The 16,899-nt window shown below is 64.8% G+C and carries 14 protein-coding genes; 13 read left to right on the top strand and 1 reads right to left on the bottom strand.

Features of this window, described 5'->3' with window-relative positions:
* Positions 1–83: 83 nt before the first annotated feature.
* The 7 genes from eat to ACZI8R_RS07365 all read left to right on the top strand — a co-directional run bounded on the left by eat (position 84) and on the right by ACZI8R_RS07365 (position 7,004).
* A complete protein-coding gene (eat, locus tag ACZI8R_RS07395) occupies positions 84–1,553 on the top strand; it encodes an ethanolamine permease (RefSeq protein ID WP_463378939.1) in 1,470 nt (489 codons plus the stop codon).
* The gene (locus tag ACZI8R_RS07390) at positions 1,550–2,962 is read left to right on the top strand and encodes an ethanolamine ammonia-lyase subunit EutB (RefSeq protein ID WP_463378938.1); all 1,413 of its coding nucleotides are present in this window, start codon (positions 1,550–1,552) and stop codon (positions 2,960–2,962) included. The genes eat and ACZI8R_RS07390 overlap by 4 nt, the downstream gene beginning before the upstream one ends.
* A complete protein-coding gene (eutC, locus tag ACZI8R_RS07385) occupies positions 2,959–3,729 on the top strand; it encodes an ethanolamine ammonia-lyase subunit EutC (RefSeq protein ID WP_463378937.1) in 771 nt (256 codons plus the stop codon). Before ACZI8R_RS07390 ends, eutC begins: the two co-directional genes overlap by 4 nt.
* A 50-nt stretch (positions 3,730–3,779) precedes the next feature.
* Positions 3,780–4,325, top strand: a complete 546-nt coding sequence (locus tag ACZI8R_RS07380) for a hypothetical protein (RefSeq protein WP_463378936.1) — start codon at positions 3,780–3,782, stop codon at positions 4,323–4,325.
* A 120-nt stretch (positions 4,326–4,445) separates the two neighbouring features.
* Entirely contained in the window at positions 4,446–6,083 is a 1,638-nt protein-coding gene (locus ACZI8R_RS07375; RefSeq protein WP_463378935.1) for an AMP-binding protein, read from the top strand.
* Between the two features lie 86 nt (positions 6,084–6,169).
* Positions 6,170–6,547 (top strand): hypothetical protein, encoded by a 378-nt coding sequence (locus tag ACZI8R_RS07370; RefSeq protein ID WP_463378934.1) that lies wholly within the window; start codon positions 6,170–6,172, stop codon positions 6,545–6,547.
* A 190-nt stretch (positions 6,548–6,737) separates the two neighbouring features.
* Positions 6,738–7,004: a GlsB/YeaQ/YmgE family stress response membrane protein gene (locus ACZI8R_RS07365; RefSeq protein ID WP_463378933.1), complete on the top strand. Its 267-nt coding sequence runs from the start codon at positions 6,738–6,740 to the stop codon at positions 7,002–7,004.
* Between the two features lie 93 nt (positions 7,005–7,097).
* Here ACZI8R_RS07365 and ACZI8R_RS07360 read toward each other — a convergent pair whose 3' ends face one another.
* Positions 7,098–7,691, bottom strand: coding sequence for an SACE_7040 family transcriptional regulator (locus tag ACZI8R_RS07360; protein WP_463378932.1), 594 nt, complete (start codon positions 7,689–7,691; stop codon positions 7,098–7,100).
* A 100-nt stretch (positions 7,692–7,791) separates the two neighbouring features.
* Here ACZI8R_RS07360 and ACZI8R_RS07355 point away from each other — a divergent pair, with 100 nt between their 5' ends.
* From ACZI8R_RS07355 to ACZI8R_RS07330, 6 genes are read left to right on the top strand one after another with little or no spacing between them, the layout of a single operon-like run.
* Positions 7,792–9,372, top strand: coding sequence for a carboxyl transferase domain-containing protein (locus tag ACZI8R_RS07355; protein ID WP_463378931.1), 1,581 nt, complete (start codon positions 7,792–7,794; stop codon positions 9,370–9,372).
* A gap of 5 nt (positions 9,373–9,377) precedes the next feature.
* Complete coding sequence (locus tag ACZI8R_RS07350) at positions 9,378–11,396, top strand: acetyl/propionyl/methylcrotonyl-CoA carboxylase subunit alpha (protein WP_463378930.1); 2,019 nt, start codon at positions 9,378–9,380, stop codon at positions 11,394–11,396.
* Positions 11,393–12,556 (top strand): acyl-CoA dehydrogenase family protein, encoded by a 1,164-nt coding sequence (locus tag ACZI8R_RS07345; protein WP_463378929.1) that lies wholly within the window; start codon positions 11,393–11,395, stop codon positions 12,554–12,556. The genes ACZI8R_RS07350 and ACZI8R_RS07345 overlap by 4 nt, the downstream gene beginning before the upstream one ends.
* Positions 12,557–12,570: 14 nt before the next feature.
* A complete protein-coding gene (locus tag ACZI8R_RS07340) occupies positions 12,571–13,047 on the top strand; it encodes a MaoC family dehydratase (RefSeq protein ID WP_463378928.1) in 477 nt (158 codons plus the stop codon).
* Entirely contained in the window at positions 13,044–13,910 is an 867-nt protein-coding gene (locus tag ACZI8R_RS07335) for an HpcH/HpaI aldolase/citrate lyase family protein (protein ID WP_463378927.1), read from the top strand. Before ACZI8R_RS07340 ends, ACZI8R_RS07335 begins: the two co-directional genes overlap by 4 nt.
* Entirely contained in the window at positions 13,907–15,901 is a 1,995-nt protein-coding gene (locus ACZI8R_RS07330) for an acetoacetate--CoA ligase (protein ID WP_463378926.1), read from the top strand. The genes ACZI8R_RS07335 and ACZI8R_RS07330 overlap by 4 nt, the downstream gene beginning before the upstream one ends.
* Positions 15,902–16,899: the final 998 nt, after the last annotated feature.

The following is a 16,899-nucleotide window of genomic DNA, read 5'->3' as shown; positions in this document are numbered from 1 at the left end:
CAACACCACACCAATACCGTGCCTCTCGGGCCACGGCGATGCGCCGTGGCCCGGCCCGAGTATCCAATGACAAGAGGCTCGACATGACTCTCGAGAAGCCCACCGCCGCGGAGTCTCACGGTTCACCACAGCACGGCGAACACAATCGCAGCACAGAATTTCACGACGAAGACGCCGACTACCTCGAGAAGCGCACGCTCAGAAAGGGCTCGGCGGGTTGGGTGCTGCTCGCCGGCCTCGGCGTCAGCTATGTCGTCTCGGGTGACTACGCCGGCTGGAACAACGGCCTGGCAGAGGGTGGATTCGGTGGCCTGCTGACAGCGGGTGTCGTCATCGCCGGCATGTATCTCGCGATGGTCCTCGGCATGGCGGAGATGTCGTCGGCGCTACCTGCCGCGGGCGGCGGTTACACCTTCGCTCGTCGCGCACTCGGTCCGTGGGGCGGGTTCGCCACGGGCACGGCCATTCTCATCGAGTACGCCATCGCACCGGCGGCCATCGCCACCTTCATCGGCAGTTATGTCGAATCGTTGAACCTGTTGGGGATCTCGGACGGTTGGTGGGTGTACCTGGCGGTGTATGCCATCTTCATCGGTATTCACTTGACGGGTGCGGGCGAGGCTCTCAAAGCGATGTTCGTCATCACCGCGATCGCGCTCGTAGGACTCGTCGTCTTCGCCGTCTCGGCGGTCGGTCTGTTCGATGTCGGAAATCTGTCCGACATCACGCCCACCGATGCCGCGGGCGCCTCGTCCTTCCTGCCCTTCGGGCTGATGGGGATCTGGGCGGCCGTGCCGTTCGCGATCTGGTTCTTCCTCGCCGTCGAGGGCGTACCCCTTGCCGCGGAGGAGGCGCGGAACCCCGAGAAGAACGTCCCGAAGGGGATCATCGTCAGCATGCTCGTGCTCGTCGTGACGGGTGCGTCGGTGTTGTTGCTCGCCACCGGCGCGCTGGGCGCCGACGCACTCTCCGCGTCGGGCAACCCGCTCGTAGAGGCCCTCGGCGACAGCAGCACTGCGAAGGTCGTCAATTACATCGGCCTTGCGGGCCTGGTGGCGAGCTTCTTCTCGATCATGTACGCATACTCGCGTCAGACATTCGCACTGTCACGGGCCGGCTACCTGCCGAAGAGTCTGTCCGTCACCAACTCTCGAAAGGCGCCCGTCCTGGCGCTGATCGTGCCCGGCGTGATCGGGTTCGCACTTTCTCTCACCGGTGAGGGCGCGATGTTGCTGAACATGGCGGTATTCGGTGCCGCCGTCAGCTATGTGCTGATGATGGTGAGTCACATCGTGCTCCGCCGACGCGAACCCGGGATGCGTCGGCCGTACCGGACTCCGGGCGGTATCGCGACGACGTCGTTCGCGCTCGTCGTCGCGGCTGTGGCCGTGGTCGCCACTTTCCTCGTCGACCCCATCGCCGCACTGTGGACATCTCTCGCCTTCGGCGGCTTCATGCTCTACTTCGCCGTGTACAGCCGTCACCACCTCGTTGCCAACTCGCCGGACGAAGAGTTTGCTGTATTGGCAGAGGCGGAGGACGAACTCGAATGACGACCTTTCACAAGCAGGTGCGCGGAGTGAACCACACTTTCGACGGTGTGGTGGATCTGCTCGCCAAGGCGACGCCCGCGCGCAGCGGCGACGAACTCGCAGGGTGCGCCGCCCATTCCGACGCCGAACGGGCGGCGGCACAGTGGGCGCTCGCCGACGTTCCCCTCACCGCTTTCCTGAACGATCTGGTGGTGCCCTACGAGGACGACGAGGTCACGCGCCTGATCATCGACACTCACGACAAGGCTGCCTTTCAGGCGGTATCGCACCTGACTGTCGGTGGATTGCGGGATTGGTTGCTCGCGGTTGCGGTCGACCCGAACGCCGCGCACATACTGCGTTCTGTGGCGCCTGGGTTGACCCCGGAGATGGTCGCCGCAGCCAGCAAGATCATGCGGAACCAGGATCTGATCGCGGTGGCTCGGGCTGTCACGGTGACTGCCGGCTTCCGGACGACGATCGGGTTGCCGGGACGGGTGGCGACGCGGCTGCAACCGAACCACCCGACCGACGACCCTCGGGGCATCGCGGCAGCGACTTTGGACGGGCTACTGCTGGGCTGTGGTGACGCAGTGATCGGGATCAATCCGGCGACCGATTCGCCGCAGGTGACAGCGGATCTACTGCATCTACTCGACGACGTGCGGCGGCGTTACGACATTCCCGCGCAGTCGTGCGTGCTGTCGCACGTGACGACGACGATGGAACTGATCGAGTCGGGTGCCCCGGTGGATCTTGTATTCCAGTCCATAGCCGGGACGCAGGGGGCCAATGCCGGTTTCGGCGTCGACGTCGCCCTGCTTCGTGAGGCGAACGCGGCCGGTCGATCGCTCGAGCGAGGGACTGTCGGCGACAACGTCATGTACCTCGAAACCGGTCAGGGTTCGGCTCTCAGTTCCGGCGCGCATCTGGGTACGGGTGGTCGTCCCGTGGACCAGCAGACTCTCGAAGCGCGCGCCTACGGTCTCGCACGCGATCTCGAACCGCTCCTCGTCAACACGGTCGTCGGGTTCATCGGGCCCGAGTATCTGTTCGACGGCAAGCAGATCGTTCGCGCCGGGCTCGAGGACCACTTCTGCGGCAAGCTTCTCGGTCTGCCGATGGGCGTCGACGTCTGCTATACCAACCACGCCGAAGCGGACCAGGACGACATGGACTCGCTGCTCACACTTCTGGGGGTCGCGGGGACTGCGTTCGTGATCACCGTGCCGGGGGCGGACGACGTGATGCTCGGCTATCAGAGCCTGTCGTTTCACGATGCGCTCTACGTGCGGCAGGTGCTCGGACTACGGCCCGCCCCCGAGTTCGAGGAATGGTTGCGCAGACTCGGCATGGTGGGCCCGAACGGCCGGATCGTTCCCGTGGATGCTGCCTCGTCGCCGTTGCACGAGCTGACGGTGACACCGTGACGGACCGACTGCCGGAAGAAGCGTTCTGGAACGATCTACGCCGCAGCACACAGTCGCGCATCGGTCTGGGGCGCACGGGCGATTCGTTGCCGACGTCGCGTGTCCTCGAGTTCAAAGCAGCCCACGCCGCCGCACGGGATGCGGTGCACCAGCCGTTGGATGTTCGAGCACTGAGCGAACGCGTGGAGGCCGTGGGAATCGGCGTTCCGGTCGCGGTCTCGAGCCGTGCGACGGACCGAAGCAAGTACCTGCGTCGGCCCGACCTGGGGCGGCTGCCGACGGATCTCACCCGGGTTCAGGCCGGCGACGCCGAGGTGGGTTTCGTGCTCGCCGACGGACTTTCGCCCCTTGCGCTCGCGGAGCACGGTGCGCCGTTGCTCACCGCACTGGTGGACGAGCTGTCCGATCACTACACGCTGGCGCCACCGGTCATTGCCACCCAGGCCCGAGTGGCTCTGGGGGATCACATCGCGGAGGCGATGGGCGTGCGCACGCTCGTCCTACTGATCGGGGAGCGGCCGGGACTGTCCGTCGCCGACAGCCTGGGCATCTATCTGACGCACCTGCCGCGTCCCGGCCGGGCGGACTCCGATCGCAATTGCATCTCCAACATTCATCCGCCGGAAGGTCTCGGATATGGACGGGCCGCTCGAACCGCGGCGGGGCTCCTCGCCGGCGCGCGGCGTCTGGGCAGGTCGGGTGTGGCATTGAAGGACACCTCCCGCGTCGACGAACTCTCGGACCGGGCCGACATTCTGGAGCCCTGATGGTGTTCGATAGCTCTGAGAGAACCGTCGAATATCACCAGGAGAGATCAATGGCCTTCGCAGGCAATGTGGACGAGCTCGCGCTGCTGCAAGCGGTGCGACTGAAGGAGCAGGTCGGTGCGACCGTGCTCGCAGAACATCTCGGTGTGAGTGCTTCGTCAGGTCAGGCCGCCTACGACGCCCTCGTCACGCAGAACAAGGCCGAGGAGGTCGCCGACCGGAAGATCGCGCTCACCGCGGCCGGTCTGAAGGAACTCGAAGACCAACTCGACGCGGAGCGTGTCTCCATCGACGAGGATTCGATCGCCGAGGTGTACGAGCGCTTCGAGCCGCTGCACGAGCAGTTCGTGGAAGTTGTCGAGGAGGCGGACGTTCCCGGGCTGAAAGCGTTGGACGCGAAGGCCGCCGACGTGTTCGACGACCTCTCCGCATTCGTGCCTCGGCTGTCGCGCTACCAGGACCTGTTCGCCGATGCGCTCGCCAAGGTGGACGCCGGCGACACCAAGTGGATCGCCGAACCGGTGATCGACTCGTACGCGACGGTGTGGAACGAACTTCGCCAGGAAATGGTCGCGCTCACGCCCGTGAGCGGTTAGCGAGTCCCTGGACTCGCAGGCCGCTCACAGGGGCGTAGCCCCATTCGGGGGTGGCGCACCAGTGATGCAGGTCACTACCGTTCTCTTCGGCCCCGCAATTCGCCGAGAAGAGGACGCAAGATGAGTGCACCACTACCCAGTTACACTTCCGGAGTTTGGGATGCCCCGATGCTCGGCGACACCATCGGGGACAACCTGGACCGCACGGTCGCGGCCCACGGTGGTCGCGACGCCCTCGTCGATCACCAGAGTGGACGACGTTGGACGTACGACGAGTTCGCCCGGCAAGTCGACGCGTTGGCGGCCGGCTTGATCGGTGCCGGTGTCGCGAAGGGTGACCGCGTCGGCATCTGGGCACCCAACTGCCCCGAGTGGACCTTCGTTCAGTACGCGACCGCGAAGATCGGTGCCGTCCTCGTCAACATCAACCCGGCGTATCGCGAACACGAACTGAAATACGTGCTCGGGCAGTCGGGGATCGGTCACCTGGTGTCCGCGCCGCGATTCAAGACGTCCGACTACGCGGGCATGATCGCGGCGGTCCGGCCCGCGTGCCCCGGGCTGCGGTCGGTCGTTCTGCTCGAATCGGACGAGTGGGAGTCGTTGTTCACCGACGGCGCGGCGGCGCTTGCCGGGGACCCGGACCTCGTGCGCCGGGCTCAGCGGACGCTGTCCGCCGACGATCCGATCAACATCCAGTACACGTCCGGCACCACCGGGTTCCCCAAGGGGGCCACGCTCAGCCACCACAACATCCTCAACAACGGGTATTTCGTAGGGGAGTTGTGCCACTACACAGAGGAAGACCGCATCTGCATCCCGGTGCCCTTCTACCACTGCTTCGGGATGGTCATGGGAAACCTCGCGGCCACCACTCACGGTGCGGCCATGGTGATTCCGGGCGCCTCCTTCGATCCGAAAGATGCGCTCGCGGCGGTGGCGGCAGAGCGGTGCACGTCGCTCTACGGGGTCCCGACGATGTTCATCGCCGAACTCGCGCTCCCGGAGTTCGACTCCTACGATCTCTCGAGTCTGCGCACCGGGATCATGGCCGGCTCGCCGTGCCCTGTCGAGGTGATGAAGCAGGTCATCGATCGCATGGGAATGTCCGAGGTATCCATCTGTTACGGCATGACCGAGACGTCCCCGGTCTCCCTCCAGACGCGTTCGGACGACACCATCGACCAGCGAGTATCGACCGTGGGCCGGGTGGGCCCGCATCTCGAGGTCAAGATCGTAGATCCGGTGTCGGGTCTGACGGTGTCACGTGGCGAGCCCGGCGAGCTGTGCACGCGCGGCTACTCGGTGATGTTGGGCTACTGGGAGAACGAGGAGAAGACCGCCGAGGCCATCGATTCCGCACGGTGGATGCACACCGGCGACATCGGAGTGATGGACGACGACGGCTACGTCGCCATCACCGGCCGGATCAAGGACATGGTCATTCGCGGCGGTGAAAACGTGTACCCCCGCGAGATCGAGGAGTTCCTCTACACGCACCCGGACATCCTCGACGCTCAGGTCATCGGAGTTCCCGATGCGAAGTACGGCGAGGAACTCATGGCGTGGGTTCGGATGAAGGAAGGTGTCGCCCCCATCGACGCCGATACCCTGCGTGACTTCTGCACCGGCAAACTCGCGCATTACAAGATTCCGCGCTACGTGCACGTCGTGGACGAGTTCCCGATGACGGTGACGGGGAAGGTGCGCAAGGTCGAGATGCGCGAGAAATCTCTCGATCTCATCGGAGGGGCCTGAGAGTCGTCGGCCCTTGTCGTAACAGCTGAGGGCGCACGTTCGATTCATCGGTGTACGGATTGTCACATTCCTCGGAAGGATTGAAGATGACACGGATGACGCGAACAGCGGCCGTTGCCGCGCGGATCACCGTCGCTGCTGCGACCGTGCTCGGCTTCGGCGCGGCGATCGGCACGGGGGTGGCCCAGGCTGCGCCGCAGGATTGTGCGATCACGCGTGACCTCGTCAGTGCGACGGCAACGTGCCATGACGTGGATGCGCCTCCTCGCCGGGAGTACACCGTGGTCACCGAGTGCTTCGGGCTGCATTTCGTTCCGAACATGTTCCCGATCATGGCGATCGGCCCGTACCGGGGTTCGTGGGGCGGTTCCTTCAGTCCCGTGGGGCAGGGATCGTCTTCGTGCCTCGACGGCACCAGTCTCGGGACCCTGACGAATGCCTACGTCTCGGTATACGTCGAGTAATCGAGTACCTGGAACGGGGCTGTGAACACATCTACGGTGTCGTTTCGCAATCCAATTGCTGTTGCGACGGTGAACCGTTCGGCAACAATATGTACAAGCGCACGCAAAAATGGCCCGAATAGGGTTATGTTCAACCGGAGAGCGGGAATGTCCGCTCCTACGTTCGAATGAATGCGTGGAGAGGAGAGCCATGATCGGCAGCATTATCGGCACGATCATCTTCGGTGCGATCATCGGTGTGCTCGCACGTCTGGTGATCCCCGGCAAACAGGCCATGGGATGGGTCATCACCGTGGTTCTGGGTATTGCCGGTGCACTGATCGGTTACTGGGTCTGGGAAGGCCTGCTGGACAAGGGCGACACCGGCGGAATCGACTGGATCCGTTGGATCATCAGTATTGCCGCTGCGGCCGTGCTCACCCTCGGCTACACAGCTCTCACCAGTAAGAAGGCTTGACCCGCGAGATGTGAATCTCGATCCACCACGGCAGAAGCCCCGTTCGATCCGAACGGGGCTTCTCCCGTGTGTGGGCAGGGGCGCATGCCCGGTTCAGGAAGGGGCAAGTGCGGCAAGGCTCATGGCCCGCAGGACTCGGCGCGTGTCCGCCGGTGTAGACGGATTCGCGCTGTGCGGTGTGGAGTTCATGAGACCGAATATCGCGTGAGCTCTGGTGCGAGCGTCCTTTTCGCCGAGTTCGGTGTCGAGATCGACGAGAATCCGCACCCACGTCTCGACGTATTGCCGCTGAGTAAGGCGCACTCGACGCCTGGCGTCGTCGGGTAGCGATTGCAGATCGCGGTCCTGAATACGAATGAGGTCCGGTTCTGTGAGCGTGAAGTCGAGGTGAAAGTCGACGAGACGTTCCAGCGCGAGGCGCGATGTCGACGCCTCCGACACGACGGCGGTGCCACCATCCAGGAGTCGCTGACTGATCCCGACGAGTAGTTCGACCAACACGGCGTCCTTGTTGGGGAAGTGGCGGTAGACGGCGGGGCCGCTGATGCCGACGGCCGATCCGAGATCCTCCAGACGGACGCCCAGAAAGCCGCGTTCGGCAATGAGGCGCGCCGCTGCCTGCAGTAGCTGTCGCCGACGGTCGGCCTTGAGAAGGCTGCGCCTGGTCGGCGACTCAGGTCCGGTCATGGCAGTCACCTTCTGTCGGTCGTGTGATCTGGACAACTCAGTTAATCACAGTTATCTTGATTTCAGTTATTCAACATTAACCAATGGCAAGGGTGGCGGTATGACTGTTCGTGAGACGAACCGGGCCGAACACACACGGCTGGTCACAGAGTTGCGCGACAAGCTGAGCGTCGCTGCGCTCGGTGGCAGCGAGAAGTCCCGAGACCGTCACGTGAGCCGAGGAAAGCTGCTCCCACGCGACCGAGTCGACGCGCTGCTGGATCCGGGCAGCCCCTTCCTCGAGATCGCTCCGCTGGCCGCGAACGGCATGTACGACGACGAGTCCCCCGGCGCGGGCGTGATCGCGGGCGTCGGGCGGGTATCGGGACGTGAATGCGTCATCGTCGCCAACGACGCCACCGTGAAGGGCGGCACCTACTACCCGATGACCGTCAAGAAGCATCTCCGTGCGCAGGAGATCGCTCTGCAGAACCGGCTTCCATGCCTGTACCTGGTCGACTCGGGCGGCGCCTTTCTGCCGCGCCAGGACGAGGTGTTCCCGGACCGCGAGCACTTCGGACGCATCTTCTACAACCAGGCCACCATGAGTGCACAGGGGATCCCGCAGATCGCGGCGGTGCTCGGATCGTGCACGGCCGGTGGCGCGTACGTGCCGGCCATGAGTGACGAGGCCGTGATCGTGCGCAATCAGGGCACCATCTTCCTCGGGGGCCCGCCGTTGGTGAAGGCCGCGACCGGCGAGGTCGTCACCGCAGAAGAACTCGGTGGTGGAGACCTCCACTCCAAGACCTCCGGAGTCACCGACCATCTCGCCGAGGACGATCAGGATGCACTGCGCATCGTCCGGAACATCGTGTCCACCTTCGGCCCGCGAACCGACACTCCGTGGGACGTCGAGTCGACGAGGGAACCCGCTGCCGCGCAGGACGAGTTGTACGACGTGGTGCCCACGGACTCGCGCACCCCCTACGACGTGCACGAGGTGATCGACCGCGTGATCGACGGCGGCCGCGACGGCCGATCCGGTTTCCAAGAATTCAAGGCCGAGTACGGCAAGACGCTGGTCACCGGATTCGCTCGCATCCACGGGCATCCGGTCGGCATCGTCGCCAACAACGGGGTGCTGTTCGCGGAGTCCGCCATGAAGGGTGCACATTTCATCGAGCTGTGCGACAAGCGCAGCATCCCGCTGGTGTTCTTGCAGAACATCGCCGGCTTCATGGTCGGCCGCGACTACGAGGCGGGTGGCATCGCCAAGCACGGCGCGAAGATGGTCACCGCCGTCGCGTGCGCCCGGGTTCCCAAGCTCACCGTCGTGATCGGTGGTTCGTACGGCGCCGGCAACTACTCGATGTGTGGTCGGGCGTACTCGCCGCGCTTCCTGTGGATGTGGCCGAACGCGCGGATCTCCGTGATGGGCGGAGAGCAGGCTGCGTCGGTGCTCGCCACGGTGCGCGGCGACCAGGTCGACGGCGAGTGGTCGGCGGAGGACGAAGAAGCGTTCAAGGCTCCCATCCGGCAGCAGTACGAGGACCAGGGCAACCCCTACTACTCGACTGCCCGGCTGTGGGACGACGGAATCATCGACCCTGCCGACACCAGAACTGTTCTCGGACTGGCGCTCTCGACGTGTGCGAACGCGCCGATCGAGCCGGTCTCCTACGGCGTATTCCGGATGTGAGAGACATGACCGATATCGATACCGTCCTTGTCGCCAACCGTGGCGAGATCGCGGTGCGCGTGATCCGCACCCTGCGTGAAATGGGGATTCGCTCCGTCGCGGTGTTCAGTGAGGCCGACCGGGGCGCAAGGCACGTCCTCGAGGCCGACACCGCGGTGCTGCTCGGGCCTGCTGCGGCAAGGGAAAGCTACCTGGCGATCGACAAGGTGATCGCGGCCGCCGAGTCGACCGGGGCGCAAGGCATCCATCCGGGCTATGGCTTCCTGTCGGAGAACGCCAAGTTCGCGGCTGCCTGTGCCGACGCGGGAATCGCCTTTCTCGGTCCGTCTGCACATGCCATCGAGGTGATGGGCGACAAGATCACCGCCAAGAACGCGGTGGCGAAGTTCGCTGTGCCCGTGGTGCCGGGAATCGCTCGACCCGGCCTGTCCGATGCCGACCTGATCGAGGCGGCCGTAGACATCGGTTACCCCGTTCTGGTGAAGCCGTCGGCCGGTGGTGGCGGCAAGGGCATGCGCCTCGTCGAAGACCCCGCAGCACTCCCGGAGGCACTGCAGAGTGCCCGCCGAGAGGCAGCATCCGCGTTCGACGACGACGCGCTGTTCCTCGAACGGTTCGTACTGAGGCCGAGGCACATCGAGGTTCAGATTCTTGCCGACAACCACGGCAACGTCGTCCATCTCGGCGAGCGCGAGTGCAGCCTGCAACGTCGCCACCAGAAGGTGATCGAGGAGGCACCGTCGCCACTGCTCGACGAGGCGACGCGAGCGCGCATCGGCGAGGCGGCCTGCAACACTGCTCGCAGCGTCGGCTACTCGGGCGCAGGGACGGTCGAGTTCATCGTCTCGGCGGACAAGCCGGACGAGTTCTTCTTCATGGAGATGAATACCCGACTGCAAGTGGAGCATCCGGTCACGGAATTGGTTACCGGCCTGGACCTCGTCGAGTGGCAGGCCCGGATCGCCGCAGGCGAACGGCTCGGATTCACCCAGGCCGACATCTCACTCACCGGGCATGCCATCGAAGCTCGCGTGTACGCAGAGGATCCGAGTCGCGGATTCCTGCCCACCGGCGGCACGGTGGTCGACGTAGTGGAGCCGAGTGGGCCGGGTGTTCGAGTCGACTCGGGCCTTCTGCCCGGCACCGTGGTCGGCAGCGACTACGACCCGATGCTCGCGAAGGTCATCGCGCACGCTTCGGATCGCAGTGGGGCACTGCGCAGGCTGGACCGCGCTCTCGCCGGTACCGGGGTTCTCGGTGTCGTCACCAACATCGACTTCGCTCGGTTCCTTCTCGCGGATCCCGACGTGGTCGCCGGCCGACTGGACACCGGTCTGCTGGATCGGCGGGTCGACGACTTCGAGGCCACCGACGCGCCGGACGACGTCCTGATCGCGGCCGCCGCATTCAGGTGGGTCTCGCGGTGGCCGGAGGCGGGCGATGCTGCCGTCACCGATCCGTGGGACGTTCCGAGCGGGTGGCGAGCCGGAACTCCGGCACCGACCAGTCTTCGGTTGGCGTCTGCCGGGTCCACCGCGCACGTTCACATCACCGGGAACCCGTCGGCGGCCCAGGCCCGTGTCGAAGACGGTGAGTCTCGTGACCTCGTTGCCTCACTGAACGATTCGGAACTGTCGGTAGTGATCGACGGTCGACGGCGTGCGTACCGCGTGGCGGATGCGGACGGACACCTGTGGCTGTCGGATTCCGAAGGAACCTGGATGGTCAAGGAACTCCGCGAAGTCAGCGTCAGGACCGGCGACGCGCACACCGGCGACGCCGAGATCACCAGCCCGATGCCCGGATCCGTCATCGCCGTGGGAGTCGCCGACGGCGACACGGTCACGGCCGGCCAGGTCGTCGTGGTCGTCGAGGCGATGAAGATGGAGCACTCGCTCACCGCCCCGGTCGACGGAGTCGTCGAGCTTCTGGTCGCCGCTGGTGACCAGGTCGTCGTGGACCAGCTACTTGCACGAATCACCCCCGAAGCCCAGCACGCAGAGACGAAAGAAGACGTGTCATGACCGATTACCTCGCCACCGGACAACTTCCCGACGAGTACCAGCAGTTGGCGAAGACGGTCGCCGACTTCGCGAAGAACGTCGTCGCTCCCGTCTCTGCGAAGCACGATGCCGAGCACACCTTCCCGTACGAGGTCGTGGCCGGTATGGCCGAGATGGGACTCTTCGGGCTGCCGTTCCCCGAGGAGTACGGCGGCATGGGCGGTGACTACTTCGCACTGTGCCTCGCTCTCGAGGAGTTGGGCAAGGTGGATCAGTCGGTGGCCATCACGCTGGAGGCCGGCGTCTCACTGGGCGCCATGCCGATCCACCGATTCGGCAACGAGGCGCAGAAGCAGGAGTGGCTGCCGAAATTGGCTTCGGGCAAGGCCCTCGGCGCCTTCGGTCTGACCGAGCCGGGCGCGGGCAGTGACGCCGGCGGAACCAAGACCACCGCCAAGTTGGTGGACGGACAGTGGGTGATCAACGGAAACAAGCAGTTCATCACCAACTCGGGTACCGACATCACCGTGCTCGTGACGGCCACCGCCGTCACGGGAACGTCGGAGAGTGGCAAGAAGGAAATTTCCACGATCATCGTCCCCACCGACACTCCCGGGTTCACGGCGGAACCCGCATACGACAAGGTCGGCTGGAATGCGTCCGACACGCACCCCCTGAGCTTCGTGGATGCGCGGGTGCCCGAGGAGAACCTGCTCGGCGAGCGTGGCCGCGGGTATGCCAACTTCCTCCGCATCCTCGACGAAGGACGCATCGCCATCGCAGCACTGAGCGTCGGCGCGGCACAGGGATGTGTCGACGAGTCGGTGAAGTACGCGAAGGAACGTGAGGCGTTCGGACGGCCGATCGGCCACAATCAGGCTGTGGCATTCAAGATCGCACGGATGGAGGCACGGGCGCACACCGCACGCGCCGCCTACTACGACGCAGCGGCGGCCATGCTCGCCGGGAAGCCGTTCAAGAAGCAGGCAGCGGTCGCCAAGCTCGTCGCCTCCGAGGCCGCGATGGACAACGCACGCGATGCGACGCAGATTCACGGTGGGTACGGATTCATGAACGAGTACGTCGTGGCGCGCCACTACCGTGACAGCAAGATCCTCGAGATCGGCGAGGGAACCACCGAGGTGCAGCTGATGCTGGTGGCCCGGGAGCTCGGGCTGTGAGCGAAGGCGGAACCGTGAAGGAACCCAGGCGCATCACCCAACGCGGCCTGTGGTTCGAGGAGTACGAGCTGGGCGCCGTGTACGAGCACCGGCCCGGTCGCACGCTGACCGAGGCGGACAACGTCCTGTTCACCACACAGACGATGAACACGCAGGCGCTGCACCTCGACGCCGCCTACGGTGCAGGCACCGAATTCGGTGAGCGACTGGTCAACTCGATGCTCACGCTGTCCACGCTGGTCGGGCTGTCGGTTGCCCAGCTCACGCAGGGCACCATCGTCGCGAATCTCGGCTTCTCGGAGATCTCGTTCCCGAAGCCGATGCGGCACGGCGACACGCTGTATGCCGAGACCACGATCGACGACAAGCGGGAGTCCAAGTCGCGGCCGGGCCAGGGGATCGTCACGCTGACACACACCGGGCGAAATCAGCACGGCGACGTGGTGGCGGTGGCCGTCCGTAAGACACTGGTTCTGAAGAGGCCGTCGTGAAGTGGGTTGCGCCGGGACCGGCGTGGCTGTTCTGCCCGGCAGATCGCCCCGAGCGATACGCGAAGGCGGCCGCCGCAGCGGACGTGGTGATCCTCGATCTCGAAGACGGTGTGGCACCTGCCGACAAGGAGGCCGCCCGTACGGCGCTCATCGACACGCCGATCGACCCCGAACGTACGGTCGTCCGGGTCAATCCCGTCGGAACCGAGGATCACGAGCGCGATCTCCTCGCCCTCGACGGGACTCGCTACACGCGGTTGATGCTGCCCAAATGCGATTCGGCAGAACAGGTGCTGTCCCTGGCGCCGCACGAGGTCATCGCACTGATCGAATCGCCGCTCGGTGCACTTGCCGTGCCGGAGATCGCGTTGGCGGCCAGCACCATCGGAGTGATGTGGGGCGCCGAGGATCTGGTGGCCGGGCTCGGCGGCAATTCGAGTCGTCACCCCGACGGCGCCTATCGGGACGTGGCACGACACGTCCGCTCGCAGACCCTGCTCGCAGCCAAGGGCTACAACCGACTCGCGCTGGATTCGGTGTATCTCGACATCAAGGATCTCGACGGGTTGAGGCGCGAAGCCGATGACGGAGTCGCAGTCGGGTTCGACGTGAAGGTCGCCATTCACCCCAGCCAGGTCGCGCCGATTCGGGAGGCCTTCATGCCCACCGACGACGAGATCGACTGGGCTCGCCGCGTGCTCGCCGCGGTGGACAAGGAACGTGGCGTGTTCGCATTCGAAGGAAAGATGGTGGATGCGCCGGTTCTGCGTCACGCGGAACGCGTACTTCATCGCGCGGCCGGCAGTGCAGCCGACGCCAGTGCAGCCGACGCCAGGAACGCCGACAAGGAAGCATCGACATGACCTCTTCCCACAGCCCCGAACCCCAGTGGAGGCCCTCCGATCTCGTGGTCTCTCGCGCCGCGATCACCGACTTCTCGAACTTCGTGTCGCAGCGAACGGGGAAGGCCTTCGGTGACTACCGGGAGCTGTGGGAATGGTCGACTTCCGAGACCGGTGAGTTCTGGCAGTCCGTATGGGACTACTTCCAGGTGCATTCGGAAACCGAGGCGGGCCCGGCATTGGCCGAAGCGGAGATGCCGGGCGCCGAGTGGTTTCCGGGGGCATCGATCAACTACGTGAACCAGGTGTTGCGCGGAGTACGTGACGATCGGCCCGCTGTTCTCTCTCTCGGTGAGGATCGCGCCGATCTCGAGATGAGTTGGCGCGAACTCCTCGATCGGGTGGCAGCGCTCGCTCGCACCCTCCGTGAGAATGGAGTAGGCGTCGGTGACCGCGTCGTCGGTTATCTCCCGAACATCCCGGAGGCCGTGGTCAGTTTTCTCGCGACGGCGAGTCTCGGGGCGGTGTGGTCCGGATGCGGGCAGGACTACTCCGCGCCGGCAGCGCTGGATCGTCTGGGGCAGCTCGAACCGAAGGTCCTCGTCACCGCCGACGGATATCGGTTCGGCGGCAAGCGCCACGATCGATCCGAGGAGATCGCGAGCATTCGTGAGGGTCTCGCCGGCCTCACACTCACCGTCCTCGTGGCGACCGAGGGCGAAGGACCCGAGGCTGATACGCAGGGCGCAGTCGCCGAACGCGATTCGGGCATCGTCTCCTGGGATGCCGCCACCTCGGGCGTCGCCGAACTCGAGCCCGTACCGGTTCCGTTCGACCATCCACTGTGGGTGGTGTTCTCCTCGGGTACCACCGGACTTCCGAAGGGCATCGTGCACGGTCACGGCGGCGTTCTGCTCGAGCACCTGAAGGCACTGTCCCTCCAGACCGACGTCGGGAGCGAGGACACGCTGTTCTGGTACACCAGCCCGAGTTGGATGATGTGGAACTACCAGGTCGCGGGCCTTCTCGTCGGCGCCACCATCGTGTGCTACGACGGTAGCCCCTCGTACCCGGAGCGGGATTCTCTGTGGGAGTTGGCTTCCCGGACGGGAGCGACGCTGCTGGGTACGAGCCCCGGCTACGTGCTCGTGTGCGAGAAGGCTGGTGCGGTGCCGTCGCGAGACCACGACCTGACCGCACTGCGGGCGGTGGGTATCACCGGGTCCACACTGCCCGCCGCGTCGTCCTTGTGGCTGCGGGACAACGTCGGACGAGACGTTCAGGTCACCTCGATCAGCGGGGGCACCGATGTCGTGTCTGCCTTCGTGGGAGGCGTGCGGACGGTCCCGGTATGGCCAGGCGAACTGTCGGCGCCCTATCTGGGTGTGGCTCTCGACGCATTCGACGAGTCGGGTGCATCCGTGCGCGGTGAGGTCGGAGAACTCGTCGTCACCGCGCCGATGCCGTCGATGCCCGTTCGGTTCTGGAACGACCCGGAAGGGGAGAGGTATCGGTCCGCATACTTCGACACCTATCCCGGCGTGTGGCGGCACGGAGACTGGATCACGATCACCGAACGAGGGTCGGTGATGATGCACGGCCGGTCCGATTCAACTCTCAATCGCAACGGCATCAGGATGGGCAGTGCCGACATCTATCAGGTGGTCGAGAAGTTGCCCGAGATCGCCGAGGCGCTGGTCCTCGGAATCGATCGACCGGACGGCGGCTACTGGATGCCGCTGTTCGTCGTACTCACCGACGAAGTCGAGCTCGACGAGGCGCTACGAGTTCGAATCCGCGACGCGATTCGTGAGGAGGCATCGCCGCGTCACGTTCCCGACGACATTCTTCTCGCGCCGGGTATCCCGCACACGCGCACGGGCAAGAAGCTCGAAGTTCCCCTGAAGCGGATTCTGCAGGGCGCGGATCCTTCGCGCGCCGTGGATCCGAGCGCAGTGGACTCACCGGACCTCATCGAGTGGTACGCAGGTCAGGCGCCGGACGGAAAATGACGTTCGATCTCGCAGGCCGAGCGCAGGGTAAGTGTGACAAATATCCCGTTCGGTCTGTTCCGGCGCTCGGCGGCGCGGCCGCCCGGCAGTGCATTCGGCGAGCGGTCCGATTCCGGATGGTGAGATCGCGCGGTTAGCTGCGCGGGTGCTGAGGGTGTGCTCATGTCCGATCCGGCCGAGTGCGGGCCTGTTCACCCCGTCGATTCGCCTATCGGGCATTCGGGCCGACCAATCTGGACGTTCGTCCAAGCCCCGAGTCGGATCGATGAAACCTTGATTTTCGCACGTCGTGTGGCACACCCGTGCGCGATTCTTCGCGTTTGAGGCGATCCGAACCCTTTGGTAGACAGTAGAAAAATCCGGTGAGAACCGGACTGCTCGAGATCGACAGTCGAAGGGTGGGGTTTGCAGCATGTCGTGTTTGCCGGAAATCGGCCGTTCTGTCGACGATTGCGAAGATTCTTTCGACCGTTCCGAGTCGGTGACCTGCGCGCCGTCGGTTCCGGTGGGTCGAACTCTGGGAGGATCTATGCCGTGTTCACCCGAAGCGAAACGGGCCGCCGCGGGTAACGGATACAGTCACCTGTTCGATAGACGAGTGGCACATGTTCGACAGAACAACGGCGCTCGGCAGTGAGGATTCGCGTCTTCGCTGGTCGGAGCACTGCACACCACGAACCCGGAACGGGAGGTCCTGAGTAGTGAACACCAATGCGCTTCCCGCGACCTTCTCGGTCATAGAATCAGCCAGTGGTCCTGCATCGGCAGGATCGCCGTGCGGTTTCGTAGAACGGACCCGTGTGGATGGACACCGATTGGATGGGCGCTTGTTGCATCGATGAGAGAACGGAGCCACATATGAATCCCAAGACCCCCGCAGTGTCGGGGATGCGAGAGCTTGACGGCGTCTCGGGGTGTGGCACCACTCGTCGACCGGCGCGAACACACGGTGAATCCAGAGAACATGTCGAAGCCACAGATCGCTCGCGCGCATGACG

The organism is Rhodococcus huquni (assembly GCF_055231055.1).
This window is presented reverse-complemented; position numbering and strand designations above follow the sequence as displayed.